Raw genomic sequence first — 26,891 nt, 5'->3', positions numbered from 1 at the left:
GTTTCAATCCACGCCCCCGCGCGGGGGGCGACACCTTCTTCCTAACTTCATCCACATAAAGACAATTTCGAATATATTCTGCGAACTAGGTATTTTTCTACATAACTTAAGAACTTCAATTATTGGACCTCCCAAAATTCCATTTTATTTTCAAAGAGCTATCTAAATCGCGAACCCCTCCAGAAATTGATGTCCGTTTGAGGTTCGCGGAAGCGCTATCAGACCACAATCGGCCCATCAGGATCATATGCCGGTTTTGCTCCGACGTGCTCTAACCGCCGCCTCCAGTTCGCTCCCAGAAAATAAAACCGCAGACTGTCTTCCTTCTCATCGATCTCACTCACCAAACGATGCCGCAACTCGGCCCATTGTGCAGGATCGACTTGACATTCAAATACCGAAAACTGCACCCGCTGTCCTCGATTCTTGCATGCCTTGGCAACCTTACGCAGCCGCTTCCTGCCCTCAGCTTTCTCTGTGCTGACATCGTACGTAACAAGAACCATCATGCCGCTTCACCTCCAAAAGTACGGCGGATAGCCGTCAATATCCCCTCGAAGATATCGTGCAAAGAGCATTGCCTGAACATGCGGCAAAAGCCCGTACGCGATCTTCTCGTCGATGAAAGGATGGACAATTTCCTCCCGTTTGCGCTCCTGATAAGCTACGAGCACGACTTTTCGCGTCTCGTCATCCATGGCGACCGCCCCGCTCTCGGTCTTCCGAAACCCCTTTCCCTTCACCTGCTGCCTGTTGACCAGAGTAAGGGCCAGACGATCGGCCACAACGGGACGAAGCTCCTCCATCAGGTCAAGCGCCAGGCTGGGTCTTCCGGGCCTGTCGACATGGAGATATCCAACGGACGGATCGAGGCCGACACCTTCAAGCGCCGACCGGCAGTCGTGCACCACAAGCGTGTAAAGAAAAGAAAGGAGGGCGTTCATATTGTCGAGGGGCGGCCTGCGATTTCTCCCACGGAAGAAAAATTCCTCCTTCTGAGTCAGGATGAGCCGGTCAAAAACCTCGAAATACATTCGAGCTGCATCTCCCTCTTTACCGCGCACCGCATCCAGCGGCAACGTCGTCTTTGTCTCGTCCATCAATCGAGCAAGGCGCGTTGTGACCGAATCAAGCGCTTTCACGTCCTCCTCGCAAGAACTCTCGCGAGCCGTCCTCATGAGGACCTGACGGGCATTGGCGATCTTGGCAACAACTACAGCCCGTGCAATTGAAGCGCTGAAACTTTCATCGTCGGCCTTGCGATACTGCTCCCGTCGCAAGAGAACATTGCCACGCGTCGGCCCCTCGACACGCGCTAGGAACTTTCCGTATTCCGTAAGAAAGACACAAGTAATCCCCCGTTCGGCGCACAACCCCATAAGCGGAGGGCTCATCATCACCTGACCAAAACAGACGATGCTGCCGATGGTATGAACGGGAAGAGAAAGTTTTACCTCCTTCTCAACACTCACCCGCACCGTCTCTCCCTCACGCGAAAGATATGCGCCCTGGGTCGTTACGTACAAGGTATTGAGGAGATGTTTCACGTCTTTCCCTTCTTGGACAGTCCTATGGCCGTCGATTTGGCTTTCAGACGTTTCGTGTGCTCCGTTTCCAACAGATAATTCTCTCTGCTCGAAACTCTACGCCCTGTTTCCTGCTCAAGCTTTGTCCTTGCATCTCCGGCGATCCGGCCCCCTTTGTGAGCAGCCGTCTTATTCTCATCGAACCCTTGCGAGTCGTGGCGACGAGCGATTTCCGTCGTGGCCGCCTCCCCGAGCATGGAAAAGATAAGTTCCAGATCGTGCATATGGTCACGGAGGTTCTCGCGCTTGAGCCCTTTGAATTCCTTATATTCACTGGGAGTCATTCCAAAGGCAGCCTTGCTGATCTCTGCCGTGAGGATAGCGTATTCTGGATCGCTTCCCACGCCACGCTTCTTCCACTCGTCGGTAAGCTCGGCACGAATGGCGATACCTCGCATCCGCTTCTCGATCCATTCGTCCGAATACCCTTTGGCCCGATAAAGGGCCTTGGTCCTTTTCGTAGCCAGTTCCGGGTCTTCGATCTCCTGCACCCGCTCGTAGCCAACCTTCGCCAGCCACCGCTTGAAAGGTTCGGCCTTTGGGGAAGGGATCGATTGGATGATGCGGAAGATGCCTTCAGTGTTGGCGCAGTTCACCCTTTGCTTTCCGCCCTCTGTCTGGATCAAAAGGGTATGGACAATTTGTCCATACCCTTTTGCTAACTCCTTGTCTCTTATGCGTATTTTGTTAAGATAATCCTTCGGATTTGTTGTCTCCGTCAACACCGACACGATATCTTCAACAACAAACCACCACTCGTTTTCGTGGAGCGTCCTGCGAATCTTCTTCCCTTTGAAAACAGCAAGATGAGTCTGCATATCAACACCTCGTAGGATTGACTCTTATCAAATTCAGACCTTAACTTCGTCCACCATCGCATCGATATAATCGGCAACTTTTCTATCCCGCCTCATTGCCTTAGGCATGCATAAATCGAGGAGCGAACACTGCTCACAACGAGCGTCATATCTCGGAGACGGTGTTTTGCTCCCGCGGATCAACTCATGGAGGCGCCGTGCTGTTTCAGTCGTCAATTTTCTGAGTTCATCGTCAAAAACAACATCAAGCCGTCGTCGGGTCTTGCCGTAGAAGAGCGCCCCTTTTGGTATCTCCACACCAAGCATCTCCTCAAGGCACATGGCCTGAGCGCAGAGTTGAACCGTATCGCAAGACTCTGCCTTAGGCTTGCCGCGTTTGTACTCGACGGGGAAAGGCTGCCACACACCCGATGCCGCCTCACGCTGAAACTCTACGACATCGGCAATCCCCGAGAGCCCCAGGACAAATGATCGCAAAGGAAGAGCTCTGGCGATGCTTACCCCAGCACGAGTTTCGTCGCCCCGCTCATGCACGTTATCATGGAGAATGCGCCCCTCGGCCGTAAAACGATTCTCAGCCCACGCCTGCTCGATATGGATGAGGGCGCACTGCCTCTCACAAAAGAGCAGGTGCTGAAGAGCAGAGAGGGGCAGAAGCTCTGACTCCGTATAGCTCATAAATATCCGCTAAAAGCGCTCCCTGATCTCCACCTGCTGGGGAACATTATCCTTATTGACCACGATGCGATAGTCTTCGAACGCCCGCGCGGGCTTCGCTGCGTCGCCCTTCCGCTCCACCTTAACACGCTCAAAAAGCACGTGTGCCGGCACATTGCCCAGGGCCGTCGCATGTTTGAAGACAATGAGTTTTCGAGCAGACATCTTACCACGGGCAGCGGAATGATCGTGTTCGAACATGTTCGTCAAGGCTTCCCAGAAGAGATCAAGGTCCTCCTGAGAGAATCCAGTCTGCGCTGCAAGAGGAGCTGAGACATACCCTTCGGCACGGTACAAAGCATAAGGGACAATGTGCTTTCTTCCCATGGTTCTGTTGTCGCCGCTCTGACTCTCAGCCTCTTTTTCAGTGGCCACGGCCATGCGCGTAATCGTCACCTCCAGCGGAACAATGGGCTCAGCACTTTTGGCAAAGTTGAGCTGGATCGGACCGCGCACCTGGCCGCAATTAACCCCCAATCCCATAACAGCACCAAAACTACGCACATCGTAGAAGTTACGACACATCCATTGCTTCGCCTTCTCTACCTCGTCTCCGGTGCCCTTCCTCTTCTTTTTCTCCCCTTCTCCCGCTTCTTTCGCACCGATTGCCTGATGCGCACGCTCATGCGTCTGATTCAAGATCGCTTTCTCGCGAATATAAATCTCAAAGGGGGATTGACCCTTCTTGATCATATCCACATAGTTACGCACCTTCCTCTTCAGACATACATCCGTAATCAGACCGTGATTCGTCTCCGGATCTATCCTTGGCATATTTCCGGCGTCCGGATCGCCGTTTGGATTTCCATTTTCCACATCAAAGAAGTACACAAACTCATAGCGGTTTTGAATCGCCGTCATGACGCCACCTCCTTTGTTTCCTGGGTTTTTGTGTAGAAGGACTGTCTCTGATGATAATAACCGACTGCAAATAGCCCCTGCTCCTCAAGGGGGAGATGGGCGGGAAACTCCTGAACGGCATCCATGATCTCGGCAATCTCGCGCTCTCGGACAGCCCCGTAATCAGATTTGCCAATGTGATGCTGCGTCAAGCGCAATAGCTGCGGGAAGACCGTACGCGGGGTCACAGAGGCCGCGCTGTAATAGCGGTCTTTGATGGTCGCATTCGCGCCGGGTACGGCATCCTGCTGGGCCCTTTCCAGGACCGCAAAAAGCCGACCCAGGCGATAGGCGACATTTACCGACTGTCTGTCGAGTGCCATGCCCACCTCCAAGGTTGGTTGGTTGAAAAGACGAGCGCGTCTCACAAGATACGCCTTAATGAGACCAGCGCGGAAATAGTTGATATCGCCGTTGGCACGAATTCGCCCGAGGACGGCGGAAAGCAGGTTTACAGGATATGGCCCTCCAGTCAGAATTGAGTGCATCACTCCGGTTGCGAGGTGTGGCACAATATTCTTCGAGTCCTCCTGGACAGCGGTTTGAACGAGAAGCCTCCATAGCCCCGGACATTCCGGACTGTTCTCGTACTGGCTGATAATACGAAAATCATAAAAGTGCTGCCCCACACACTTGAACAGCTTTTCAACTGTCGTAACGTGCCAAAACCGAACTGCAAGACGCTTCGCATTGGGGGAAAGCCCAAGAACATAAAATCGCACATCACCGTCAGACTGGTACTGCTCGGGCATCTTTCCGTCCCGTATCGATTCCAAAAATAGTCGCAACTGCGCATCATCTGCGCTATCATCCGCCGGGTCGAATATCATCCCGAGAAATCCCTCTACTGGGGAATCCCTTTCTGTCCAGAAAACGACACTTGTGTCTGCGATTACAACCCTATTTCTGCTTCCGAAGCGCAGAAGATCGTTCAGCGCTGTAGTATATGAGAAGGCAGCTCGCCGTGACAGGGGCGCATTGAAGCTCTGCTCTTTCCCATAGGATTCGAAAGCAGCGAGATTGAAGGAGATTAAATCCGAACCTGCCGTATGGCCACCATATACGCCTTTAATAGCAGGGTGAAGCCTTTCCACATCTCCGTATTCGTGCGTTACGAGACATTCGGCGGCAATTCCAGACTTCTTTTCCCACCAGTATTGTACCCATGCATTTCTGACTTCTTCTTTTTCATGGATGTACATCATTTCGCCGTCAATCTGAAATACTACATTCTGGCCTGCCACATCCTCCCATCGTGCCCCTTCAGATCCAAGGCAGTCGATCACTTCAGTTGTCTTATCTGGCTCCCAAGAGCCTAAGAACTCGAGCAAAGCATGATAACCGGCATCATTCAGGCTTCGACCGATGAGCTGATGCAATTCCCTGAATGATTGAAATGCCTCTTTTGCACGATCGTCCTTATCCTTATTGTCCTTACCGAGCACATAGCCGGTGTTGTCCCAACAAAAATTGGGTTCGATATTTACAGCTCTTTTTGTTGCCTGAGGAACAACCATTTCCTTTGGCGCAATCCGCCCTTCAATGTTCGCCCTAAGATCTTTTACCTGTACCAAGTGTCCATCCGGTGACAAGACAAGGGCATAGCGAATCTTCTCTCGGCTGAATCCGAACGGAGGAATATCCGAAGACGCACTCCTTGCTCGTCGATCATAATATCCTATCAACGCCTGAAGAATCATGTCTTCACCCCCTGCCCATCAAAGGGCGGCACATCAACGATGCCATCTTTCATAACGGCCCGGAAGAACCTGGCCTGCATCCCCGCCGCAAAATCGATATCGTGCAACATCCAGCCGAGATCTTTCTCCCCCCTGTGCTCCGATGGCAACAGTTCGTCGTCCGCCCATTCAAACTGAACCGGGAACTCCCTGCATCCGAAATATGGTCGATGAAAACACTGACCCTGCCTCACCCTGCGTTCGAACATAGCTCGGTGCTTCTCGGGATCGACATCTTCCTTTCCGACAATGTCAAAATGCGCTTCGATGACGTAGGCCACGTCCTTGAGAATTATCGCAGCGCGCTGCTGCCTCTGGTCCTCAATAAACACCTCTACCGCTGACGTCCCATCTTTCATGGCGGTTGTGACATTCCTGAGCGGAATTTTACCCTCCAGCTCGTTACGCCGAACGCTTGTAAAGACAATTGGGTTGAGGACAAGGATTTTGTCGATGACCCAGCGGATCGAGGGCTTCCAGTAAATTGCCTCGATAATCCCCCTTGCAGCCGACGGCGTAATCACGTCATAGCTCACGCGTTCTACCTTCATCTCCGGGCGAGTGAAGCACGCATAGGGACCCCACACCTTGAGTTTCATCCCATAAGCCATATTGCCTCCTTCAAAAAATCAGGTCTTCAACAGCGTGATATGTCGGATCTTCCGGACAAAGCCCGACATCATCACGGTAAAGGCTTCGATTTCTGAGAACAAAGACCCCGTCAACAATCTGTTCAACGCTCCCAGCAACGAGAAGGGCCCTTAACATCGGATCATAGAGAGAAACGGCGTAGCGCTGAAGACGACGAAGGACACTGCCCGGATATTCGATGTATTTCAACATTTGAATGAGATCTTCGGCTATTTGATTGTAGGGAATGATAACGGGTGTTGTAACATCCTCAATCATACGAAAAAGCCCTGCTACCTCGCGGAAGGGAAAATTGCCTTCTCTGGCCTGCTCCGAAAGTTTTTGCAAAATACCTTTTGCGTCGAGCGCGTTCCCCTTCTGCCAAAAGTAGTGCTTGAAGTACTGGAGAACGGCTTCCATAATTAAGGGGTCTTCATGATGTCTAATAACCATTTCTGCCGTTTCAGCAGCTTGCCTCAATCCCTGCGGAGTTCTCACATCCCTTGGCCTGAACACAACAAAACGCCCGCGTCCTTCAAGCCTACCCTCGCGATTGCAACGGCCCGCTGCCTGAGCAAGAGAATCGAGCCCAGCCAATGCCCTTAAGACAACCGGAAAATCTATGTCCACGCCAGCCTCAATAAGCTGCGTGCTGACGACACGGCATCGCCGACCTCCCTTGAGCGCCTTCTTAATTTCTGAAATCCTCAAGGACCGATGTACTGGACACATAAGTGCACTTAAGTGAAATGCCACACTTTTATCCTGAAGGCATTCGTACAGCCGCCTTGCATGGGTACGAGTGTTCACGACACAAAGGATCTGCTGATATTTTTCAATCTCCTCTGACAACCTCTTGTCGTCCCAGCCCGGCTCAATATGAGCATCAACTCTTTTAAGGCGTCGCGATAGTTCCACCGGATCCTTGATAATCTCTCGAACTCCCTCAATCCCTCCTGAGAATCCATCCTGCCGAGAAAGCGCCGGCTGCGTCGCAGTGCAGAGAACTATCGTAGCCCCATAGGCACGCACCAGCTCGCGCAGAGCCTCAAGGCAGGGCCTCAGCAGCGTTGAGGGAAGACTTTGGGCCTCATCAAGGATAATGACGCTTCTGGCAAGACGATGAAGTCTGCGACAACGCGACGATCGGTTTGAAAATAGCGACTCGAACAGCTGAACGTTCGTCGTGACAATCAAATGCGCATCCCAGTTTTCTGCCGCAAGCCTTGACCGATGATCTTCTTCCCCTGGCTCAAAGTTGCTGTGATGCTCAATGAGGGTATCCTCACCCAGCACCGAGCGAAAAACATCGGCGTTCTGTTCGATGATGCTTGTGAAGGGTATCGTGTAGATGATTCGACGGAGTCTGTGCTTTTGCGCATGTTTCATGGCAAAAGCAAGCGACGAAAGCGTCTTACCTCCCCCGGTGGGCACGGTCAGCGAAAAAAAACCGGGTGCTAATTCAGCAGCGCTTAAACAGGATGCAAGCACCTCTTGCCGTCGTTCATTGACCGCCGTCCTTGGAGCCGTATTGGCCAACTCTTCAAGGTATCCGAAAAGCTTTGGCGAAAGGATATCCAGGTCAGGATATCCCTTTCTAAATTCAGCTCGCTCCGGGGCAAGAAAACGTTCGGTATCAAGAAAATCGGCGTCAACGAGACAAGAATAGATCATTCTAATCAAAAAGGAACATTGAAAACCAACGCGTTCCTTTTCAAAATCAAAAACCATGCTTGGCATTGAGCCGATCAAATTATTGGCATGAGCATATGCAGTCACATCTGCAACTGCACGCGAAAGACGCCTTTCAAGACATTTTTCATCGTTCGCCTTTCCATCGGGAATACCGGCATGATGGCCAGCAATGGCGTAAGCAATGATTTTCCCGATATCTTTAAATTCCTTGGCCGCAAATTGCGCGCCCGGTGTAGAATGGTCAACACGGCCTGCCTTTGTTTCGATGTGAGCGTCGGCATCGTGCTCTTTCAGAAGCTTCGCCTGAAATGCCGGAGAGCACTTCCCAATATCGTGCCAAAGGCCTGCCCAGTAAGCTATTTCCCCTGCATCAAAGACATCTCCAAACTCACGGGCTAGCTGAGCAACATTGCGAAGATGCACTTCAAGCAACTGCCACTCGCTTGGTGGACGACCTTCTTTACTGTGCGCATAAATCATATTCTGTCCGTGATTTTCGACGTCCGTCCTGAGTCAAGAACTTGACACTGTTGCTATTCCCAATTCCGTTCACATTGCAAGGTGTTTTCTGACCAGTCTAATGATAGAAGGCAAAAAAACCGGGTTTTGGGACCAGACGGGGCCACCCTCTCCCTACCCCTCTCCCATCAAGGGAGAGGGGATTGATATCAGGGGATTCCCGCTTTCGCGGGAATGACAAGCAGGGGGCAAGGGATTGCCGCGTCGCTACGCTCCTCGCAATGACATTTTCAGGTCGTTCACATTAGACCGCCTTCATATCGAGTATCCTGTCGACGCGGAAGTTGCGCTCCTCGCCCCTGAGATCGCAGACGCCGCGCACGCCGAGGAATGTCCAGTCGCCATAGAACATCTCGCCGACCTCAAGCGGCCGGATCACGCGTCGCGATTTCACGTCGCTCGATTTGAGGTAGACGATCTCCAGCTTTCGCCGTTCCCGGATAGCCCCCTCTATCATCGCGACCTTTTCATCGAGCGGCATCTGCCTCTCCGAGATGGTATAACGATGCGCGGTGAGAAATTTCACTACGCGCCAGTCCACGCGCACGTGCGATTTCTTGAGCGGCCTGGCGAGCCGCATGCCCTCGATCGTGCGCAGGCGACTGAGGGCAACGTAGACCTGGCCCGCGGCAAAAGCACGGCCGGCGTCGATCACCGCGGAGTCGAAGGTCTTGCCCTGCGACTTGTGAATGGTCACCGCCCACGCAAGCATGACGGGCAACTGCGTGAACTTGCCGACAGGCTCGGAGATGATCCTCTTTGACTTATGGTCCATGTCGAAGCGGAACATCCGCCAGGTATGGGGCACCACATCCACCACGCTGCCGTCGGCGAGCTTTACGCTGACCGATTCGCCGTCCATGCCGACGACCGTGCCTATAGTGCCGTTGATCCAGCGGCCGAGGGAATCGTTGTTGAGGAGCATCACCTGCGCGCTTCTCTTGAGCCTGATCACGCGATCGGCGGGATACGACTTCTCGTCGAAGCTGCCCGAGACGCTCGCCTCGAATCCGCGCGCCCTGCCCTTGAGCTTTGCGAGCTTTTCCTCGTTGATCTCGTCCGCCTCGCGGTTGAGCGCGGTGAGGTATATCGAGCCGTCCGCATCCTTTCCGTTGATGACGCGGCCGTTGAGCTCAGCGATCCCCGCTTCGTCTATCGTGTTGTTTCTCACAGCATTCAGTATCGCGATGAACTCGTCGTCGTGCTGGCGATATATCTTCTCGAGCTCCAGAATCTCGACGCCCATCTCAGGGTATGCATTCGAATCGAAGAAGAAGGGGCTCCTGTAATGATGAGTGAAGATCTCGCGCTCGCGCTGCGCGACCACCGGCGGCAGCTGATAGAGATCTCCGATCAGGACGACGGAGACGCCGCCGAAGGGTTTCGATTTGCTGCCGCGGGCGACGCGCAGGAATGCGTCGGCGCAGTCGAAGAGGTCGGCGCGCACCATGGAGACCTCGTCGATTATGAGGGTGTCCATTTCACGATAGACCCGCGCCCTGTCCTCATCGAGGGCCTTCTTCGCGGCGCGCCGGGCCTTCTCCACCGTGACGTCCGGCTTGAAGCCGAAGAAGGAGTGAAGCGTCTGGGCGCCCACGTTCACCGCGGCCACGCCCGTGGGGGCAACCACCACAACCTGTCGCTTCGTGTGTTCCCGAAAATATGAAAGCAGCGTTGACTTGCCGGTGCCCGCCTTGCCGGTCACGAAGAGGTTCCGGCGACCCCCCTCCATGAGTTTCAGCGCCTGTGCAAATTGCTCGTTGATCTCGATGGTCATAATCCACCCGATATCGCCCTGCGCGTTCACTTGGCAAGGTGAAAATACAATAAATTCAGGCACGATCGAGGAAGATGGGGTCGCTTATGTTGACATACCTGCCTGCCGCCTGTAGTGACTCGAAAACTGACACGTCAGTCTAGTTTAAAACAGGGCGCATGGCTCAAGGCCCAAGGCGAAGGGGGCATGGTGAGGGACAATAGAAGCGGCCTCGGTCTGGACGTTGGGGCGCTGGCGGTGAAGGCCGCCTGCTCGGACGGCCGCAGCGCGTACCGGATCCACCGGGGCGAGCCCGAGGAGGCGATCCTCTCCATCATCGGGGAACTGGGCGAGCCTGGGGCGGTGGCGGTCACAGGCTCAGGCGGACGCAGGATAGCCGATTCGCTCGGCCTCTCATACGTGGACCCGGCCGTGGCCCTCATCGCGGCGACTGAGGAGGGCACGACCGCGCGCCACATCATCGACATAGGCGGCGGCTCCCTCTCGATCGTGGACCTGGACGAGGAGGGAAGATTCGCCGGATTCCGCACCAACTCCCTCTGCGCCGCGGGCACCGGCTCGTTCCTGGACGAGCAGGCGGCCCGGATGAAGCTCACCGACGACGAGAAGGCGGCCGAGCGCGCCATCGCGGAGCCGCCCAGGATCGCGGCCCGCTGCGCGGTGTTCGCCAAGTCCGACCTCATTCACCGCCAGCAGGAGGGTTTCACGATACCCGAGATGTGGTCCGGCCTCTGCCGGGGCATGGTCCAAACCGCGCTCTCCACCCTCTTCCGCGGAAGGCGCCCCTCAGGCCCGGTGCTCCTCGCGGGGGGAGTGGCGAAGAACCGGGAGGTCGTCCGCTGGCTCATCGACGGGCTTGCGGCGGAGCTCATCCTCCCTCCTGCCCCCGAGACGTTCTCAGCCCGCGGCGCGCTGCGCTGCGCGAAGGAGGTCGCGGGGGAGGTCCGATGGCCCTCTCTCCTCGAGAGGGGACAGGAGGCCGACAACCCCAGAAGGCCCGAGCTCTCGCTCTCACTTTCCCGCTATCCCGACTTTTCCTGCCGCGATTCGTTCGTCGACGACGGCACCGAAGTGCGCCTGCACGGCGACCTCGCAGGCGACGTAGCCGTGGGCATCGACGTCGGCTCCACCAGCACCAAGGCCGCGGTGGTGGACATGCGGGGCGAGGTCGTCGCCGACTTCTACCGCAGGACCTCCGGCAACCCGATCGACGCTGCCCAGAGGCTCCTGGCCGCGATATCGCGGGCTGCGCGCGGAGCAAAGCTCAACATCAGGGCCCTGGGCACGACCGGCTCCGGCCGCAAGATGGTGGGCGCCATCCTCGGGGCCGACAGGATCATAAACGAGATCACCGCCCACGTGAAGGGGGCGTCGCGCGAGGCGCCCGACGTGGAGACGATATTCGAGATCGGCGGCCAGGACGCAAAATTCGTCTCCCTTCGGGAGGGGGTGCCGCACGACTCGAACATGAACTACGTCTGCGCCGCCGGCACCGGCTCCTTCATCGAGGAGCAGGCGGCCAAGCTCGGATACGATCTCACTGAAATAGGCGACGCGGTCATGGGCGCCCGCCCCCCTTTCTCGTCCGACCGCTGCACTGTCTTCATGGAGCAGGACGTGCACGCGCTGATCCGGCAGGGGTTCGAGCGCAGGGAGGTCATGGGGAGCGTGCTCTACTCGGTCGTCCAGAACTACCTCAACCGCGTGGTCGGCCGCAGGCCCTACTCCAGGGGCAAGATATGCTTCATGGGCGCCACCGCAAGAAACCGGGGGCTAGTTGCCGCTTTCGAGAAGCTTGTCGGATGCCCGGTCACGGTCTCTCCATACTGCCACGTGATGGGCGCGTATGGAGTGGCGCTGATCGCGCTCGATGAGGTTGCGCTCAAGGGCCTTCCCACGACCTTCCGGGGCCTGGGCTTCGCAGACGCACACGTGGAGCTCACCCACGAGGAGTGCCGCCTCTGCTCCAACTGCTGCAGGATAACGAAGGCGCTCGTCGACGGCATGGGTCCGGACGAGGCGACGAGCTGGGGATACATGTGCGGCCGCGACCCCGAGGAGAAGCGGGTGCGGGTGAACCCCTGCTACGACCCGATACGCGCGAGGCAGAAGGCCTGGCGCCACTCGGCGGGCGCAAAGGAGATCGCGGGAGACCGGGTCACGGTCGGCATGCCCCTGTGCCTTCTCAACCACACATACATGCCGTTCTGGAAGACGTTCTTCGAGGAGCTGGGCGCGCGCGTCCGCTTCTCGAAGCCCACCGACGAAGGCACGCTCGCGCAGGCTCAGGAATTCATCACGGCCGACTACTGCTACCCGGTGAAGCTCGCGCACGGGCACATCAGGCAGCTGGCCTGCGACCCTGCGGTCGACCACCTCTTCCTGCCGTACATAGTCCAGGGCGAGCCGCACGACGACCGCTTCTCGCGCAGCGTCTTCTGCCCCTACAACATCGCGCTACCCTCGATCGTCTCCGCGGCCGGGCTCCTGGAGGACGAGGAGACGAAGATCCTGAAACCGGTGATCAACTTCCAGTGGCGGATGGAGATGATAGCCGACTCCATGCTCCGCGAGCTTCCGGCATCCCTCCGCGCGGATCGCCGCTCCATAGGGCGGGCCTGGAACGCGGCCCGCCGGGCGCAGGACGCGTACACGACCGAGCTGGAGAAGATCGGCGCCGAGGCGCTCGCGAGGATCGAGAGGGACGGCGGAAAGGCCATGGTCGTGCTCGGCCGCCCCTACAACCTCTATGACTCGGGCGCCAACCTGGGCCTCCCTCAGAAGATCGCGGACCTGGAGATCACAGTGCTCACGGCGGACATGCTTCCGGTCAGGGGCGTGCCGATCGACCCGCTCTTCCGCAACATGTACTGGCGCTACGGCAGGCGTTTGCTGCAGGCGGCGCACTTCACAGCGAAGCACCCGAGCCTATACGCGGTCTTTCTCACGAACTTCGGCTGCGGCCCCGATTCGTTCCTCCAGACCTACGTGGAACATATAATGAAGGGCAAGCCCATGCTCATGCTCGAGCTGGACGAGCACAGCGCCGACGCGGGCTACATCACGAGGCTCGAGGCGTTCCGCGACGTGATCTCGGGGAAAAAGGCTGAGGCTGAGGCTGAAGGTGAGGGTGAGGGTGAGGGTGAGGTTAAGGCTGAGGCTGAGGCTGAGGTCAAGGGCGTGGTTTGCCAGTCACCAGTCACCAGTCACCAGTCACGGACTCCGGAGACCGTCTGGCTCCCGCCGATGCACCCGTTCGGCGTCCACACGATGGCCGCTGCCCTGAGGAGCGTGGGCGTCAACGCGAGGCCCATGCCCGACGAGACGATCGAGAGCTTCACGCGGGCCAAGTCGTACTGCCGCGGGACCGAATGCGTGCCCGCCCCGGCGACGATAGGCGCGTTCCTCGAGGTGCTGGAGAGGTCGGACGATCCCCGCAGGGAGGTCCTGTTCATGCCGTCGGCAAAGGGACCCTGCAGGTTCGGCCAGTACAGCACCCTCCACCGCATGATCCTGGACGAGGCGGGCTACAGGGACACCCGCATCGAGGCCTGGGACGACGAGTCCGGGACCTACGGCACCGATCTCAAGACGAGCCGCAGGCTCTACAACGCCCTCACAGCGGGCGATTTGCTGTTCAAGGCCCGATGCCGCGTCCGCCCCTACGCGAAGGACCGCGACGCCTTCGACGCGCTAATGCAGGAGGAGCTCCTCCTGGCGGAGCGCGCGATCGAGAGCGGCAGGGGGCTCGAGCGCGCCCTGTCAGCCTCGGCCGAAAGGCTCTCGAAGGTCGAGAGGATGCCCGCAAAAAAACCGCTGGTCGGCATCGTGGGCGAGATATACGTCCGCTGCAACACCTTCACCAACGGCAGGCTCGTCGAGACGATCGAGGACGCGGGCGGGGAGGCGTGGCTGGCCCCTGTGACCGAGTGGTTCCAGTACCTGGCTTTCATGGACTCGGTCTTCGCCGCCGAGGAGAGGATGGGGGCGCTGGTGAGGCTCCGCAAGGGGCTGAAGAACGCATACATGATGCGCAAGGGGCGCTCGCTGGCAGGATGCATGGCGCGCGTGATCGGCGACAGGGCTGAGCCGCCGGTGTCCTGCACCGTCGCGGCGGGCGAGAGATACATGCCCCGCCGCTTCGACGGGGAATCGATACTCACGGTCGGCCGCGCGGTGGAGTTCGCGCGACAGGGGGCGGGCCTGATCATAAACTGCGCGCCGTTCGGATGCATGCCCGGCACCCTCACAGCGGGGATGTTCCAGGGCATCGAGCGCGAGCTCGGGGTCCCGATCGTATCGCTCTTCTTCGACGGGGAGACCGACCTCACGCGCCTGGTCAGGACCTATATCACGAACATAACGTCAAAAGGACCGGGAGGGGGCGTGCCCGCATGAAAGCAGCCGAGAGGCAAAAAGCGCTGCTCGCTGCGGCCACGCGCTGCTTCGCGGGCAGGGGCTATCACGCCACGGGCGTCAGCGACATCATCGAGGGCGCAGGGGTCGCCCGCGGGACCTTCTACCTCTACTTCGACAGCAAGCACGACGTCTTCTGCAGGATACTGGACGACTTCATCTCTCACCTGGGCGACCAGATAAAGACCGTTGAGCTCGGAGGCGCGCTCACCCCGGCGCAGCAGATGCGCATGAACGTCGAGCGCCTGGTGGACGCCGTGCTCAAGAGGCCCGGGCCGGCGAAGATCGTCTTCAGGGAGGCGGCCGGCCAGGGCGCGGAGGTCGACCGCAAGCTCAGGGCCTTCTACGGGCGGCTCATATCGATAATAGAATCGTCGCTCTGCAAGGGGATGTCCCTGGGGCTCGTCAGGGAGGTTGACCCGAGGGCCGCGGCGTGCATCATCATAGGCGGATTCCGGGAACTCATGGTGCAGAAGATCGTGTTCAAAAACGCAAGTCTCGCCAGGGACGCGATAGTCGACGGGCTGATCGACGTCGTGCTCGGCGGCCTCGGCGGCAGGCCGGTGGTAAACTGAGGGCAGGTCACTGCCCGCGGAGGGAATATGTTCGGAGCCGAAAACATATCGAGGGTCTGGGAGAGGGCGCTGGAACTCACGGTTCACTGGTACCCCCCTGTGCTCAAGGCCGCTGCCATAGTGATCATCGCGGCGCTCGCGCTGAACGCCGTGAACCGCCTAGTGCGCCTGCTGGTCGAGCGCGTCACCCCCTTCGCGCAGCAGAGCACGATCAGGGGAAAGCAGCGCGTGGACACCCTGAGCCACACGTTCAGGTACGGCTCGACCATCGTGATATTCACCGTGGCGCTGCTCATGATCATGGGCTCGTTCGGCATAGACCTCAAGGCGCTGCTGGCCACCGTCGGGATCGCGGGCATCGCCATCGGCTTCGGCGCGCAGAGCCTGGTGAAGGACATCGTCAGCGGGATCTTCATCCTCGTCGAGGACCAGTTCGCGGTCGGCGACGTCGTGATGATGGGGGGCGAGGGGGGAGTGGTGGAGCGCATGACCCTGCGCATAACCCAGCTTCGCAACACCGAGGGGATGCTGATCACAATCCCCAACGGCAGCATAGCGACGGTGAAGAACCTCACCAGCGAATGGTCGCGCGTGGACTACAAGATAGGGGTCGCCTACGCGACCGACCTCGACCGGGCCATGGACATCCTCGCCGACGAGGCGAAGGGTCTCAAGGCCGACATGCCGGAGCTCATCATGGACGATCCGGAGCCGCTCGGCGCGGACGAGTTCAACGACTCCTCGATCACCCTGAGGATATGGATCAAGACACGGCCCCTCAAGCAGTGGGTCGTGCGCCGCGAGTACAACAGGCGGGTCCACAGGCGATTCGAGAGGGAGGGGATCGAGATACCGTTCCCGCAGCGCACCGTGTGGATGAAGGGGCCCTCGGACAAGCCGGCGGGCAAAGGCATCTAACGGCGCTCGAGCCCCAGGATCTTCACCTCGCCGCCCCTCCTCTCGACGTAGAGGTCGAGCGCGCTCCCCCACCACCTCTCGTCCGCCCTCTTCCTCTCTATCCTCACCACGTAGATGCGCCCCTCGCCCAGCCCATTCACCAGCCCGGCGTCCAGCCGGAGCGACGGGCCGTGCAGCTCTGTCCACGGCGTCGGTTCCGAGCGGTTGAGCCTGTCCTGAACCCTGTGCCTGTACCGGACCTCGGAGCCCCTCTCGAAGCCGTGATCCACCGCGAGGTCGCTGAACGAGACCTCGCAGCCCCCGTCCGCGGGCGCGGCGACGAAGCGGTCGAGCGGGATGACCCTGGAGAATGCGTGCCTGCCGATCGCGTCCCTGCGGGACTTGAGCGCCCGGGCGACATGGGCCGCATCTTTCGAGCCGGGCAGCCCCGCCCTCTTCACGATCGCGTCTATCGCCGAGTCGTCGAGCCGCATGATGATCCTCGCCGCCCAGAAATCGTCGCGGGGCGTGGCGTGCGCGAAGGCCTCGTTGTTGAAGGCGGGCCTCCACTTCGCGGGATCGAAGCCCACGACGCTCAGGGAGCCGGCCCCATCCTCGGCCCGATCGTCGAATACCACGGGCTCCCTGAGCCCCGGCTCGAACGGCCTCCTGCGGGGCCCCTCCTCAGCCGCGGCCGGCCCCTTCGCCTCCTGCTCTATGTCGAGCCAGCTGCCCGCGCCGCCGAAGGCGGAGGAAAAATCGTGGAGGTAGTGCTTCACGTATCCCCTCTCGCCCTCGGTCTTTACGAAGATGTCGGCGGTCTGCGCCGATGTGGGGTTCTGCATGTTGAGCAGCGCGCAGAACATCCTGTAGCCGCGCAGCTCCCTGCGGTGCTGGTGCGGTATCCTGTCGTTTGAGTCCTTGAACCTCGTGCCGCTGTAGGTGAAGGGCCCTATGTACTCGCCTTCGAAGAAGGCGCTGGACACGGCTCGAACGTTTCTCCTGTTCCCCCCTGCTATTCTCTCCTTGAGCGCTTCGAACTCCACCCCGGTCAAAGGCCTCAGCTTGCCCTGCGCGTCCCTGGTCGTCGCGCCATCGGCCAGTGCGAAACGGGACGGGTCGATCTCCACGATCCGGTCCTCGGGGACGTTGTAGCCGGCCGCGCGCAGCACGAGGCTGCTTATCAGCTCCGCGCCCAGGCCCATTCCGCCGTTTGAGGACGGCTCGAACTTGATGATGAAGCGCCGGCCGGATGAGTCCCTGACGAACATCCGCGGCGTGCTCCCCTGGGTCTTGGCGGCCAGCACCTCGATCCTGCCCGAGCCGGCCATGTCGAAGCCGGGCATGAGGGCCGCGATCTGCGCGGGCGGAAGATCACGGCGGCCGAGGCGGTTTGTGAACCAGCTGGAGTCGGCCACCTCGTCGAAGTTGTTGACGTTGAGCGCCTCGACCCTGCCGCCTACCGCCGACTGCATCGTCGACTGGATGCCCCCCGTGACCGCCATCAGCTCCTCGGTCTCCCTCAGCGTCACGCTGTCTATGGTGGAGAGCTCGATCGCCCTCTCGCTTTTTGCCGGCATCTCTATCGGCGCGCGGTCCTCATCGGCCACCCATCGATAGGGAGGATAGAGCAGCGGCCCCCTGGGCACGCATGCGCACAGAAGGAGGGCCGCAGCGGAGACAGCCGCTGTGAAGTGCGCTCTCATATGGACATCGTCATCCCGAGCATCAGGTTGACCCCCTCGCCGCCGTACGCGGCCCTGAACTTAAGAAGCGTGATGCGGAAGAGCTTGAGGTTCATGCCGCCCCCCGCGGAGTACTTCCAGCTGTCGAACGAGAAGTCGGAGAGCCCGTCGAAGACCCTGCCCGTGTCCGCGAACACGATCCCCTCCACCATCCTCGAGACCGGGAAGAGATACTCGAAGTTGAAGAGCATGCTCGAGGTGTCGCGGAAGCGGCCCCGCTTGAATCCGCGCAGCGGGGACCTGTAGTCAAGGACCGCGAGCCTGTAGAACGGCACCTGGTCGCCGCCGAAGGCCTGCTCGAGGACCATGTTGTAGCGGGCCACGAAGACGTGTCCGAGCTTCCACATGGGGAAGTAATGCTCGGCGTCGAACGTGAGCGCCCCGTAGCTCAACTGCCTGCTGTTCAGGCACTGGTTCCAGGCCAGCGCCAGCTTCTGGAGGCCTCCCCGCCGGGGCCTGCGCCTGTCATCCAGAGTGGAGTGTCCGACGCCCAGGCCGAACTTGAGGTGGGTGAGCCAGCGGTCGTAGCCCGGCAGGCTCGCCGCGCCGAAGGTCGTCTCCACGGAGGGATAGCCGCCGTAGGTGCTGGGGCCGGTGAGCGCGGACATGAGGCCCAGGCTCGCCCCGATCTCCACGCCATGGCCCAGTCCCATCCTCAGCTGGCCCTCCCACCGTATGTCGTCGATCTCGTAGCGGGAGTGATCGTCCCTCGGCGTGTCGCTCCCCTTCCCGTAGTAATCTGCGTTGGTCACGCGGTCCCATTCGATCCCCGTCCAGAACGAGACCGGCCTGTCCCAGAGGGAGAACACCTCGTCCCTGGCGAGGCTCGCCTCAGCGTGCTGGGTGAGGCTGATGTTGATGGTGTAGCTCGCGCCGAGGACATATTGCTCTCCGAAGAGATCCCTGTGCTTGAACCCCGCGCCGCCGCCGAAGTTGTCGCCTGCCCCCCAGTTGATTATGGGGTAGACCCACATCGTGTGCTCTTTGTTGGAGAGAAATTCTGCCGTCCTCTCGAATACCCGCTTTCGCTCCATGAGGGCCATGCCCTCTGAGATGGGGAAGAGCGCGACCTTGAACGCGTAGGCAGGCAGCTCCAGCGGGAAGAGCGCGGCCCGCTTCGCATAGTAGCTCCCGGGGGGCCTGATCTCCACCTCAGGATCGGCGCCCCCGTCGGCCTGCGCGCAGAGGGCGCACGGATGGAGACAGAGGCACGCGATGACCGCTGCGAGGAAAAATCGCCGCAAATCCCCCCCTTGGAACGGATGCGCGGCGCGCCCAGGCGAGGGCGCCGCAGGGCAAGGTCTATGAAATCGCATGCCCGTTTGCAACATGATTACCCCTCATGTCCGGTTGACTCGCCGGCGAATCGGCCATAAAAGGCTGTCTGTCCGGGAGGGAGATGGATCCGAAGGCCCTGGCCGCATCGGCACTCATAGTCGTGGACATGCAGCGCTATTTTCTGGAGCGCGGCGCGCAGGCATATCTTCGCCCTCCGCGCGATCTCGTGCCCAACGTGCTGGGCCTCGTCTCGGCGTTCAGGGGAGCGGGCAGGCCTGTGGCGTTCACCAGGCACGCCCACCTCAAGAAAGATCCGGCCGGCCAGATGGGCAGGTGGTGGGGAGGAAAGCTCCCGAGACTCGGGGACCCGCAGTCCGAGCTGATCGAAGATCTCGCCCCCGCGAGGGGGGAGCCGGTGATCGTAAAGCAGCGCTACAGCGCGCTGGAGCGAACGCGCCTGGAGGCGTGGCTGAGAAAGAGGAGGGTCGACACCCTGGTCATCTGCGGGGTGATGACCAACCTCTGCGTCGAGACAACGGCACGCCACGCCTTCATGAGGGAGTTTCAGCCGGTGGTGGTCGGCGACGCCTGCGCTGCGGGCAGCGCCGAGTTCCAGAGCGCCTCGCTCGCCAACCTGGCGTACGGCTTCGCGCTCATCGCGACCGCGCGAGAAGTGATCTCGTCGATGAGGAGGCGCCCGTGACCGGACCTCAACAGGCGATCGACTGCCTGATAGTTGGCGCCGGCCCTGCGGGGCTCGCGGCGGCCCTCGAGGCGTCGAGGCAGGGGCTGTCGGCGGAGGTCTACGAGGCTGCGCGCCCCGGCGGCCAGGCCCTGGCCGCGAACCTCGTCGAGAACTTCCCCGGATTCCCCGGCGGCATCGCCGGCAGGGAGCTGATGAAGAGTTGGGTCGAGCACGTCGACGCCCGCGGGATCCGGATCGTCCTCGACCGCGTGGAGAGCCTGGCGAAAGACGACGGCCTCTTCGTAGCCGCAGCGGGCAGGCGCGAGGCCCGCGCCAGGACCGCGATCGTGGCTGTGGGGCTGGTCCCCAAGAGCCTCAGCATCCCGGGCGAGCGCGAGCTCACCGGCCGCAGGCTCTTCTCCTACGTGGACCCGACCACCCTCGTGCACTCGGACAAGCGGGTCGCGATAATCGGCGGCGGAGACGTGGCCTTCGACATGGCGCTGGGCTTCGCCAACAGAGCGAAATCGGTGATGATCGTGATGCGCGGAGGCTCGCCGAAGTGCGCCCGCCCCCTGCTGGAGCGCGCGGTCGACGCCGACATCGAAATCGTGTCGGGCCACGAGGTGATGTCCCTCTCCGAGGACAGCTACGGCGCGAAGATGGCCCTGTCCTGCGGCGCCGAGTCGAGGCAGATCGAGGCGGACATCATAGTGAGCTGCATAGGAAAGGAACCGATGGTGGATTTTCTGGACCGCTCCATCGCCAGGGGCGCCCCCGGCCTCTTCATAGCGGGCGATCTGAGGCACGGCAGGCAGTGCCACATATCGATGGCGGCGGGAGACGGCACCGCCGCAGTGCTCGCCGCAGCGGAATATTTGAAAACCGTGACTCGTGACTAGTGACTGGTGACTGGCGGAAGAATCATGGAAATCATATCAAGACAGGGAGATCCTAATCTCGCCGAGGTTTTCGTCGCGCGCTTCCGCGACGACGCGAAGCTTCTGGCGGAGTTCGTGGACGCGCGCGATCCGGAGCGTGACCCGGGCTACAAGTGGGTCATCGTCGTCTCGTCTCAGTTCGGCTGCCCGATCGGCTGCCCCATGTGCGACGCCGGCGGCGACTACAGGGGGGATCTGACGAAGGAGGAGATCCTCGCGCAGATCGATGCGGTGGTGGCGCGGCACCCTGCGGCAAGGCTCAGGGACGCGGCCAAGTTCAAGGTCCAGTTCGCGCGCATGGGGGAGCCGGCGCTGAACCCGGCGGTCCTCGACGCGCTGGAGGTGCTGCCGTCGCGCTATTTAGCCCCTGGCCTCATACCCTGCATAGCCACCATGGCGCCGGCGAACGCAGGGGAGTGGTTCGAGCGGCTGCTCGCGATAAGGCACGGGATGTACGCAGATGGCGAGTTTCAGCTCCAGATCTCCCTCAACTCCACCGACGGCGCGGCGCGCGACCGGCTCATGCCCTGGCCCAAGATGTCGTTCGCGAGCATCGCGGAGTACGCGCGGCAATTCCACGAGGCAGGAACCCGCAAGGTCGCGCTCAACTTCGCCCTGACCGAGGGGGTGCCGGTGGACCCGGGTGCGATAGCGGGGCACTTCGACCCTGCCTCCGCATGCGTGAAGATAACTCCGCTCAACCCCACCGCCCGCTCCGCCGAGACCGGGCTGGCCACAGCGCTCCCCCCTCATGCCCCCGAGGAGGCGGAAAAGCTGTGCGACGAGCTGGGCCGCCTGGGCTTCGACGTGATCCTCTCCATAGGAGACGTCCGCGAGAACGAGATCGGCTCGAACTGCGGGATGGCGGTGAGGAAACTCCGTGACTCGTGACTCGTGACTCGTCCGTCGGATTTTAAATCCGTTGCCCCTGCAGCGCGCTTCTGCTAAATTCTTATAAACAAAAATCGAGGTCATACAACCTATGGAAATAATTGGAGCTTCTTTTGCCCTCCCCATGACCAACGGCGGGCCCGTGGTGAAGGACGGCGCCATAGCGGTGGAGCTGGGGCGGATCCACGCATTCGGCACGAGGGAAGATCTCACCGGGAGATATCCTGACGCACAGCTGAAGGAGTTCCCGGACGGCATACTCATGCCCGGCCTCGTCTCCGGCCACTGCCACCTCGACCTGGTCTCCCTCTACAACCCGGTCTTCGCTTCGAGCGACGATTCCATAGCGGAGGAGCCCACCGACTTCGTATCCATGCTCACCGACCAGATCGACTTCCGGCACGACGCGAAGCCGGACCAGGTGATCGAGGGGATCCAGCGCGGCATAACGAGGCTCATCGAGACCGGCGTCACCTGCGCCGGCGACATGACCAATTTCGAGGGCACCTTCAAGCTCCTGCGCGAGACCGGGCTGCGCGCCGTGGTCTTCCCGGAGGTGCTCGCCGGCCGCGGCGAGGCCGCCCAGCAGAAGTTCGAGGTGGCGCTCGCGCTCATCGAGAAGTACACCGACGCGACGCACGACCGCATAAGAGTGGGCCTCGGCCCCTACGCGCCTTACCTGCTCTCCCGCAACCTGCTCAGGATAATCAGCCGTCACGCGCGCGACGCGTCGATACCGGTGATGATCCACGCGGCAGAGTCGTTCGCGGAGATGGAGTTCTTCTTCGACTCGCAGGGGCCGATCGCGAACGAGATATGGCCCGCGCTCGGCTGGAGCGAGCTCCCGCCCGCGCAGCGCAAGACGCCGGTCGCGTACCTGGCCGACATAGGCTTCTTCGAGGCGCCCACCACGATAGTCGGAGGCCTGCAGCTGTCGGCAAAGGATTTCCCGCTGCTCGCCAGGCACCTCGTCCGCGTGGTATGGTGCCCCTCCATGAACAGGCTCATGAAGCACGGCCAGTTCCCCTACTCAAAGCTCTCCGATCACGGCATCCCCATCGGCATAGGCACAGAGACGTGGGTGGGGCAGCTGGGCTTCAACATGTGGGAGGAGATGAGGCTGGCCACCACCGAGGGGGCTAACCCGCCGCCCACGCCAACGGAGGTGCTGCGCATGGCCACCGTAGGCGGGGCGAGGGCCCTGGGGCTCGACCACCTCATCGGGACGCTCGAGGATGGCAAGAAGGCGGACTTCATCGTGGTCAACGCGCCCAGATGGGCCGAGGGCGAGCCGCCGGAGCGCCTCTACAACAAGCTCGTCGCCGAGACCGAGCCGCAGCACGTCCGCTTCGTCGCGGTGGGCGGCGGCATACTCAAATCGACCTGAGAAGAACGCCATCACCGGCCGCACTTGACTCTGCAGGCATACCCCGGCTACACCCCTTCATGAGGGAGGCGATGATGAAGAGCTTTCTAGAACTGGCGAAGGCGCGCACCAGCGTGCGCAGCTACCGGCCCGATCCGATGCCGGAGGAGGACCTCATGAGGGTCCTCGAGGCGGGGAGGCTTGCCCCCTCGGGAAACAACGCTCAGCCCTGGCGCTTCATCGTGGTGCGGGACGCAGGCATGAAGTTCAGGTTGTGCGAGGTATCGGGCGACCAGCGATGGATCGTCGAGGCGCCGGTGGTGATCGCGGTCGTGGCAGACCCCGAGGCCAAGCTCGCACAGAAGGACAGGGAGAGCTTCCGCTCCCTCGACTCGGCCCACAGGGGCACCCTGCTCGTCAAGGCGGTGCGGGACGCGGCGATCGCGGCCGACCACATCGTCATGGCGGCGACCGACCTGGGGTACGGGAGCTGCTGGGTCGCCATGTACGAGCAGGAAGCCATAAGGCCTGTTCTCGCGGTGCCCGATCACTGCTTTGTGGCTGCCCTCATCACCCTGGGCAGGGCCGCGGAGTCGCCCGAGCCGGGCAGCCGCATCCCCCTGGCGGAGCTCACATTCGACGAGAGGTACGGCAGGCGGACGGAAATCTGCCGCGAGTGAGATGCCCAAAAAGGAAGCATCGGACATAAAGGTCGTGGCCAAGAACCGCAAGGCCTTCCACGAGTTCTTCATCGAGGACAGGATGGAGGCGGGGCTCGTGCTCCAGGGCAGCGAGGTGAAGAGCCTGCGCGACGGCAAGGGATCGCTCTCCGACGCGTACGCCATGATAAAGGGGGGCGAGGCGTGGCTCGTGGGCGCCCACATCGCGCAGTACGCGCCCGCCTCGTACGCGAACCACGAGCCCAAGCGCACGCGAAAGCTCCTGCTGCACTCGCGCGAGATACTCAAGCTCCTGGGCACGCTCCGGCAGAAGGGCTACACCATGGTGCCTCTTATGCTCTACTTCAGGAAGGGGCGCGCGAAGGTCGAGCTGGGGCTGGCCCGCGGCAAGCGCAAGTACGACAAACGGGCGGCCATCAGGGACCGCGAGTCGAAACGCGAGTTATCCCGGGCGGTTAGACGCAAGCCGCACGATTGATATTGTGGTATAATTGAATGGGAAGAGATGACATGCTGTAAGTGGCTTCGGGGCCGGTCAGCGGGGCGTGGATGCATGTTTCGCTACGGCTCGCTCACTCAGACGCCGTTCGCTCGCCTGCGTCTCTTCGCCGCGGGCGTCACAGGGCTTCTGATTCGCGGCGAATTCACACGCCGCTCAACATGCATCCACGCCCCGCCGCCACCCGAAGCAGCCGCAGGCTCTTTGACAACTCAATAGGTGGAGCTCCCGCCAGCTGTATGAACTGCAGTGGAGACCTCCTCCGGACATATGCCTATTCGGCTTCGGGTGACGCCGGATAGGGGGACCCAATTTCGCCAGCAGGCTTTTCAATGATATGCCAAAAGTACAGAGCCGACTAAGCCGATGCCGAAATTGGGGGAAAATCCGGCGGCAGGACCCGAAGCACAGTCATCATATGGCGGGCGGGGGCGAAACAGATTTCGACGCGGAATGTGGAGTGCGCGCTGCATGCCGACCCGTCATCGAGTCGTAAAACCGATGGCACAACACTGAAATGCCGAGCCTATGGCTCTTGCTGCCTAATATAGGGTAGCACGTCGACCGGCTGACGCCCGCTGGGCCGGAAGACGCCGCTAGCGGGCTGGCCGTCCCGAGTCCTCCCCGGCGAGGGGCGGCGAGACACAGCGGGGATAGCTTGAGGGGGATCCTTTCCCCGGGAGCCTTCTCGAGCGAAACTCAAAACAGGGAATAAGCATGTAGATGCGTTCACAAAGCCTCCGCGGACGAGGGTGCGATCAAAGGTCGCCCCGGGAAGCAATTCCCGGTGATAAAATCCGGCTTACATCAGGGAAACCCTAATTCCTCTTGATAAGTGAACGAAGATGCATCGATGTTCAAGATGAACGGGCAATCCTGAGGGGTCGTAAAAGGCCCTGCAGAGACTGAAATGATAGGAGGTGCTGTCGTGAATTCACGGCAAATCTAGGCCTCCTATAATACGCCGGACTCCCAGAATAGGGATGAAGAGATAGTCCATGCCGCCGTGAAAACGGCGGGTTACATGTCCCTCCGCCTCCACCAGAGAAACGGCCCCTCAAGGGGCCGTTTTTTTATCTGCCAAAGCCAGGGGAGTTGGTTTCAGGCAAGCGTCCTCAGAGGTCCTGGCCCTTGTGGTGCCGGTAGGCGATCACGGTCGCCTTCTCGAGCGTCACGAGCCCCTCATCGATCATGGGGTCGATGATCCTGAGAAACGCCCCGATCCGCTCAGGCCGGTCCACGATCTCGACTATGACGGGCAGATCCTCGGAGAGCCTCAGGATCTTCGCCGTGTGCATGCGGCTGTCGGCGCCGAAACCCATGAGCCCCCTTATCACCGTGGCCCCGGCGAGCCCCTCTTTGCGGGCAAGCTCCACGATCGCCTCGTACAGAGGCTTGCCGTCGGAGCGGTCGCTCTCGCCGATGAAGATGCGAAGCAGCTGGGCCTCTGAAGGCAGGTGCATGGCTAACCCCCTCTCAAGCTGCGGACGAGCATCATGCCCGCCGCGACGCAGACTATGCCGATGACGTTCTGCAGCGCCACGTTCTTCAGCGCGGCCGCAAACTCGGCAGCACGAACGAGCTCTGCCGATTCAAGCATGAAGGTCGAAAATGTGGTGAATGCGCCGAAGAACCCTATGAAGATGATGACTCGGGTCTGGCCGCTGAGAGTTGCGAATCCCTCGGACAGAGTCCACAGGGCCCCGGCCGCGAAACACCCTGCGACGTTGACGACCAGCGTGCCCCATGGGAAGGCGCTGTCCAAAAACCTGTGCACGGCGCCGGAGAGGCCGTATCTGCAGAGCGTGCCTGCGCCACCCGCCACAGCAAGCCAAAGGAGTTTTTGAAACATGACGCCTCCCGAACCGGCCGGCGCTTTGCGCCGGCGCAACAGGAGTCATCAGCCGTGGAGCGGCGGTTGAGGGGGACTCCATCCCCGCCGGATTTTCAAAGGTACCGTTACCAGACGAGAGTCGATCCCTCAAGGGGTAATTGCGTGCCTCTCAAAATCCCTCTTGAGATTTTATCGCATTGAAGCTACGGAACGCCCACGTCATCATGGAGGACCGCATGTTCGGATTCGGATGGCCCAATTCCCCCAAGGCGATGCTCGAGGCGCGCTACAAGGCGCACGTGAAGTGCGACGTGGACTTCATCGTCGCCAGCTGCCACCCGGACATACGCCGCAAGCAGGACCGCAGGGAGATCGAGCGCTGGTCGAAGGAGTCGAAGTGGCAGGGCCTCACGATCGAGGAGCACTCGGAGGAGGGCGACGTGGGCTTCGTGCGCTTCACCTGCCGCTACGAATCGGGCGGGCAGGAGGTGGAGCACAAGGAGATAGCGGAGTTCCGCAAGGCGGACGACGGCAAGTGGTACTACTACGATTCGAAGAAGCCGAACACCACGGTCCACAGGGAGGCGCCCAAGATCGGCCGCAACGACCCCTGCCCGTGCGGCTCGGGCAAGAAGTACAAGAAGTGCTGCGGCAAATAGCTCCGGGTCCCTGCCTGCCGGCAGGCAGGCCGGTTCGGGCCGGG

Annotated in this window: 23 protein-coding genes and 1 other RNA gene; 11 read left to right on the top strand and 13 right to left on the bottom strand. The window is 60.5% G+C overall.

The annotated features are described in order from the left end of the window. Positions 1-218: 218 nt before the first annotated feature. The 9 genes from cas2 to JXA24_05930 form a co-directional block, all read right to left on the bottom strand. A complete protein-coding gene (gene cas2 / locus JXA24_05970; GenBank protein ID MBN1283299.1) occupies positions 219-509 on the bottom strand; it encodes a CRISPR-associated endonuclease Cas2 in 291 nt (96 codons plus the stop codon). A gap of 6 nt (positions 510-515) precedes the next feature. Beyond that, positions 516-1,547 carry a type I-C CRISPR-associated endonuclease Cas1 gene (gene cas1c / locus JXA24_05965; protein ID MBN1283298.1) on the bottom strand — a complete coding sequence of 344 codons (1,032 nt, stop codon included), beginning with the start codon at positions 1,545-1,547 and terminating at the stop codon, positions 516-518. Then, the gene (locus JXA24_05960; GenBank protein ID MBN1283297.1) at positions 1,544-2,404 is read right to left on the bottom strand and encodes a phage antirepressor protein; all 861 of its coding nucleotides are present in this window, start codon (positions 2,402-2,404) and stop codon (positions 1,544-1,546) included. The genes cas1c and JXA24_05960 overlap by 4 nt, the downstream gene beginning before the upstream one ends. Before the next feature lie 33 nt (positions 2,405-2,437). Then, a complete protein-coding gene (gene cas4, locus JXA24_05955) occupies positions 2,438-3,082 on the bottom strand; it encodes a CRISPR-associated protein Cas4 (GenBank protein MBN1283296.1) in 645 nt (214 codons plus the stop codon). A gap of 9 nt (positions 3,083-3,091) precedes the next feature. Continuing rightward, the gene (gene cas7c, locus JXA24_05950; GenBank protein ID MBN1283295.1) at positions 3,092-3,982 is read right to left on the bottom strand and encodes a type I-C CRISPR-associated protein Cas7/Csd2; all 891 of its coding nucleotides are present in this window, start codon (positions 3,980-3,982) and stop codon (positions 3,092-3,094) included. Further along, on the bottom strand, positions 3,979-5,721 hold the full coding sequence (gene cas8c / locus JXA24_05945; GenBank protein ID MBN1283294.1) for a type I-C CRISPR-associated protein Cas8c/Csd1: 1,743 nt from the start codon (positions 5,719-5,721) through the stop codon (positions 3,979-3,981). The genes cas7c and cas8c overlap by 4 nt, the downstream gene beginning before the upstream one ends. Further along, complete coding sequence (gene cas5c, locus JXA24_05940; protein ID MBN1283293.1) at positions 5,718-6,371, bottom strand: type I-C CRISPR-associated protein Cas5; 654 nt, start codon at positions 6,369-6,371, stop codon at positions 5,718-5,720. The genes cas8c and cas5c overlap by 4 nt, the downstream gene beginning before the upstream one ends. 10 nt (positions 6,372-6,381) lie before the next feature. Next, positions 6,382-8,565: a CRISPR-associated helicase Cas3' gene (gene cas3 / locus JXA24_05935; protein ID MBN1283292.1), complete on the bottom strand. Its 2,184-nt coding sequence runs from the start codon at positions 8,563-8,565 to the stop codon at positions 6,382-6,384. A gap of 283 nt (positions 8,566-8,848) precedes the next feature. Beyond that, a complete protein-coding gene (locus tag JXA24_05930) occupies positions 8,849-10,381 on the bottom strand; it encodes an AAA family ATPase (protein MBN1283291.1) in 1,533 nt (510 codons plus the stop codon). Positions 10,382-10,570: 189 nt separating this feature from the next. Here JXA24_05930 and JXA24_05925 point away from each other — a divergent pair, with 189 nt between their 5' ends. The 3 genes from JXA24_05925 to JXA24_05915 are packed head-to-tail and all read left to right on the top strand — an operon-like array spanning position 10,571 to position 16,290. Then, positions 10,571-14,779 carry a hypothetical protein gene (locus JXA24_05925; GenBank protein MBN1283290.1) on the top strand — a complete coding sequence of 1,403 codons (4,209 nt, stop codon included), beginning with the start codon at positions 10,571-10,573 and terminating at the stop codon, positions 14,777-14,779. Further along, positions 14,776-15,372, top strand: coding sequence for a TetR/AcrR family transcriptional regulator (locus JXA24_05920; protein ID MBN1283289.1), 597 nt, complete (start codon positions 14,776-14,778; stop codon positions 15,370-15,372). The genes JXA24_05925 and JXA24_05920 overlap by 4 nt, the downstream gene beginning before the upstream one ends. 27 nt (positions 15,373-15,399) lie before the next feature. After that, the gene (locus tag JXA24_05915) at positions 15,400-16,290 is read left to right on the top strand and encodes a mechanosensitive ion channel family protein (protein MBN1283288.1); all 891 of its coding nucleotides are present in this window, start codon (positions 15,400-15,402) and stop codon (positions 16,288-16,290) included. On the opposite strand, the gene JXA24_05910 is transcribed toward JXA24_05915, so the two are convergent. Together JXA24_05910 and JXA24_05905 are read right to left on the bottom strand one after the other, a co-directional pair. Beyond that, positions 16,287-17,975 carry a hypothetical protein gene (locus JXA24_05910; GenBank protein ID MBN1283287.1) on the bottom strand — a complete coding sequence of 563 codons (1,689 nt, stop codon included), beginning with the start codon at positions 17,973-17,975 and terminating at the stop codon, positions 16,287-16,289. The genes JXA24_05915 and JXA24_05910 overlap by 4 nt on opposite strands. Beyond that, on the bottom strand, positions 17,972-19,258 hold the full coding sequence (locus JXA24_05905; GenBank protein MBN1283286.1) for a BamA/TamA family outer membrane protein: 1,287 nt from the start codon (positions 19,256-19,258) through the stop codon (positions 17,972-17,974). Before JXA24_05905 ends, JXA24_05910 begins: the two co-directional genes overlap by 4 nt. 155 nt (positions 19,259-19,413) lie before the next feature. Here JXA24_05905 and JXA24_05900 point away from each other — a divergent pair, with 155 nt between their 5' ends. The 7 genes from JXA24_05900 to ssrA all read left to right on the top strand — a co-directional run bounded on the left by JXA24_05900 (position 19,414) and on the right by ssrA (position 25,108). Further along, entirely contained in the window at positions 19,414-19,995 is a 582-nt protein-coding gene (locus tag JXA24_05900) for a cysteine hydrolase (GenBank protein ID MBN1283285.1), read from the top strand. Continuing rightward, positions 19,992-20,879 (top strand): FAD-dependent oxidoreductase, encoded by an 888-nt coding sequence (locus JXA24_05895; protein MBN1283284.1) that lies wholly within the window; start codon positions 19,992-19,994, stop codon positions 20,877-20,879. Before JXA24_05900 ends, JXA24_05895 begins: the two co-directional genes overlap by 4 nt. Before the next feature lie 24 nt (positions 20,880-20,903). Beyond that, positions 20,904-21,809, top strand: coding sequence for a radical SAM protein (locus JXA24_05890; protein MBN1283283.1), 906 nt, complete (start codon positions 20,904-20,906; stop codon positions 21,807-21,809). A 91-nt stretch (positions 21,810-21,900) separates the two neighbouring features. Next, the gene (locus JXA24_05885) at positions 21,901-23,196 is read left to right on the top strand and encodes an amidohydrolase family protein (protein ID MBN1283282.1); all 1,296 of its coding nucleotides are present in this window, start codon (positions 21,901-21,903) and stop codon (positions 23,194-23,196) included. Between the two features lie 74 nt (positions 23,197-23,270). Further along, positions 23,271-23,855 carry a nitroreductase family protein gene (locus tag JXA24_05880; protein MBN1283281.1) on the top strand — a complete coding sequence of 195 codons (585 nt, stop codon included), beginning with the start codon at positions 23,271-23,273 and terminating at the stop codon, positions 23,853-23,855. Between the two features lies 1 nt (position 23,856). Next, complete coding sequence (gene smpB / locus JXA24_05875; GenBank protein ID MBN1283280.1) at positions 23,857-24,333, top strand: SsrA-binding protein SmpB; 477 nt, start codon at positions 23,857-23,859, stop codon at positions 24,331-24,333. A 457-nt stretch (positions 24,334-24,790) separates the two neighbouring features. Then, positions 24,791-25,108, top strand: a transfer-messenger RNA (tmRNA) gene (ssrA, locus tag JXA24_05870). A 361-nt stretch (positions 25,109-25,469) separates the two neighbouring features. On the opposite strand, the gene JXA24_05865 is transcribed toward ssrA, so the two are convergent. Together JXA24_05865 and JXA24_05860 are read right to left on the bottom strand one after the other, a co-directional pair. Continuing rightward, entirely contained in the window at positions 25,470-25,817 is a 348-nt protein-coding gene (locus JXA24_05865) for a DUF190 domain-containing protein (protein ID MBN1283279.1), read from the bottom strand. Between the two features lie 2 nt (positions 25,818-25,819). Next, entirely contained in the window at positions 25,820-26,206 is a 387-nt protein-coding gene (locus JXA24_05860) for a CrcB family protein (protein MBN1283278.1), read from the bottom strand. 218 nt (positions 26,207-26,424) lie between these two features. On the opposite strand from JXA24_05860, the gene JXA24_05855 reads away from it, so the two are divergent. Continuing rightward, positions 26,425-26,847 (top strand): SEC-C domain-containing protein, encoded by a 423-nt coding sequence (locus JXA24_05855; GenBank protein MBN1283277.1) that lies wholly within the window; start codon positions 26,425-26,427, stop codon positions 26,845-26,847. The last annotated feature ends 44 nt before the right edge of the window (positions 26,848-26,891 follow it).

The organism is Pseudomonadota bacterium, assembly GCA_016927275.1.
Classification (GTDB): domain Bacteria; phylum UBA10199; class UBA10199; order 2-02-FULL-44-16; family JAAZCA01; genus JAFGMW01.
Note: the sequence above shows the minus strand (reverse complement) of the source record. Positions and strands in the feature narration are given on the sequence as shown.

What these genes read in the sequence shown, in the direction of transcription:
- JXA24_05885 (MBN1283282.1), top strand. Translation starts at nt 21,901, where the DNA reads ATGGAAATAATTGGAGCTTCTTTTGCCCTCCCCATGACCAACGGCGGG.
- JXA24_05855 (MBN1283277.1), top strand. Translation starts at nt 26,425, where the DNA reads ATGTTCGGATTCGGATGGCCCAATTCCCCCAAGGCGATGCTCGAGGCG.
- JXA24_05900 (MBN1283285.1), top strand. Translation starts at nt 19,414, where the DNA reads ATGGATCCGAAGGCCCTGGCCGCATCGGCACTCATAGTCGTGGACATG.
- cas5c (MBN1283293.1), bottom strand. Translation starts at nt 6,371, where the DNA reads ATGGCTTATGGGATGAAACTCAAGGTGTGGGGTCCCTATGCGTGCTTC.
- cas7c (MBN1283295.1), bottom strand. Translation starts at nt 3,982, where the DNA reads ATGACGGCGATTCAAAACCGCTATGAGTTTGTGTACTTCTTTGATGTG.
- JXA24_05890 (MBN1283283.1), top strand. Translation starts at nt 20,904, where the DNA reads ATGGAAATCATATCAAGACAGGGAGATCCTAATCTCGCCGAGGTTTTC.
- cas2 (MBN1283299.1), bottom strand. Translation starts at nt 509, where the DNA reads ATGATGGTTCTTGTTACGTACGATGTCAGCACAGAGAAAGCTGAGGGC.
- JXA24_05910 (MBN1283287.1), bottom strand. Translation starts at nt 17,975, where the DNA reads ATGAGAGCGCACTTCACAGCGGCTGTCTCCGCTGCGGCCCTCCTTCTG.
- JXA24_05880 (MBN1283281.1), top strand. Translation starts at nt 23,271, where the DNA reads ATGAAGAGCTTTCTAGAACTGGCGAAGGCGCGCACCAGCGTGCGCAGC.
- JXA24_05915 (MBN1283288.1), top strand. Translation starts at nt 15,400, where the DNA reads ATGTTCGGAGCCGAAAACATATCGAGGGTCTGGGAGAGGGCGCTGGAA.
- JXA24_05920 (MBN1283289.1), top strand. Translation starts at nt 14,776, where the DNA reads ATGAAAGCAGCCGAGAGGCAAAAAGCGCTGCTCGCTGCGGCCACGCGC.
- JXA24_05960 (MBN1283297.1), bottom strand. Translation starts at nt 2,404, where the DNA reads ATGCAGACTCATCTTGCTGTTTTCAAAGGGAAGAAGATTCGCAGGACG.
- smpB (MBN1283280.1), top strand. Translation starts at nt 23,857, where the DNA reads ATGCCCAAAAAGGAAGCATCGGACATAAAGGTCGTGGCCAAGAACCGC.
- JXA24_05930 (MBN1283291.1), bottom strand. Translation starts at nt 10,381, where the DNA reads ATGACCATCGAGATCAACGAGCAATTTGCACAGGCGCTGAAACTCATG.
- JXA24_05865 (MBN1283279.1), bottom strand. Translation starts at nt 25,817, where the DNA reads ATGCACCTGCCTTCAGAGGCCCAGCTGCTTCGCATCTTCATCGGCGAG.
- JXA24_05860 (MBN1283278.1), bottom strand. Translation starts at nt 26,206, where the DNA reads ATGTTTCAAAAACTCCTTTGGCTTGCTGTGGCGGGTGGCGCAGGCACG.
- cas3 (MBN1283292.1), bottom strand. Translation starts at nt 8,565, where the DNA reads ATGATTTATGCGCACAGTAAAGAAGGTCGTCCACCAAGCGAGTGGCAG.
- cas4 (MBN1283296.1), bottom strand. Translation starts at nt 3,082, where the DNA reads ATGAGCTATACGGAGTCAGAGCTTCTGCCCCTCTCTGCTCTTCAGCAC.
- cas8c (MBN1283294.1), bottom strand. Translation starts at nt 5,721, where the DNA reads ATGATTCTTCAGGCGTTGATAGGATATTATGATCGACGAGCAAGGAGT.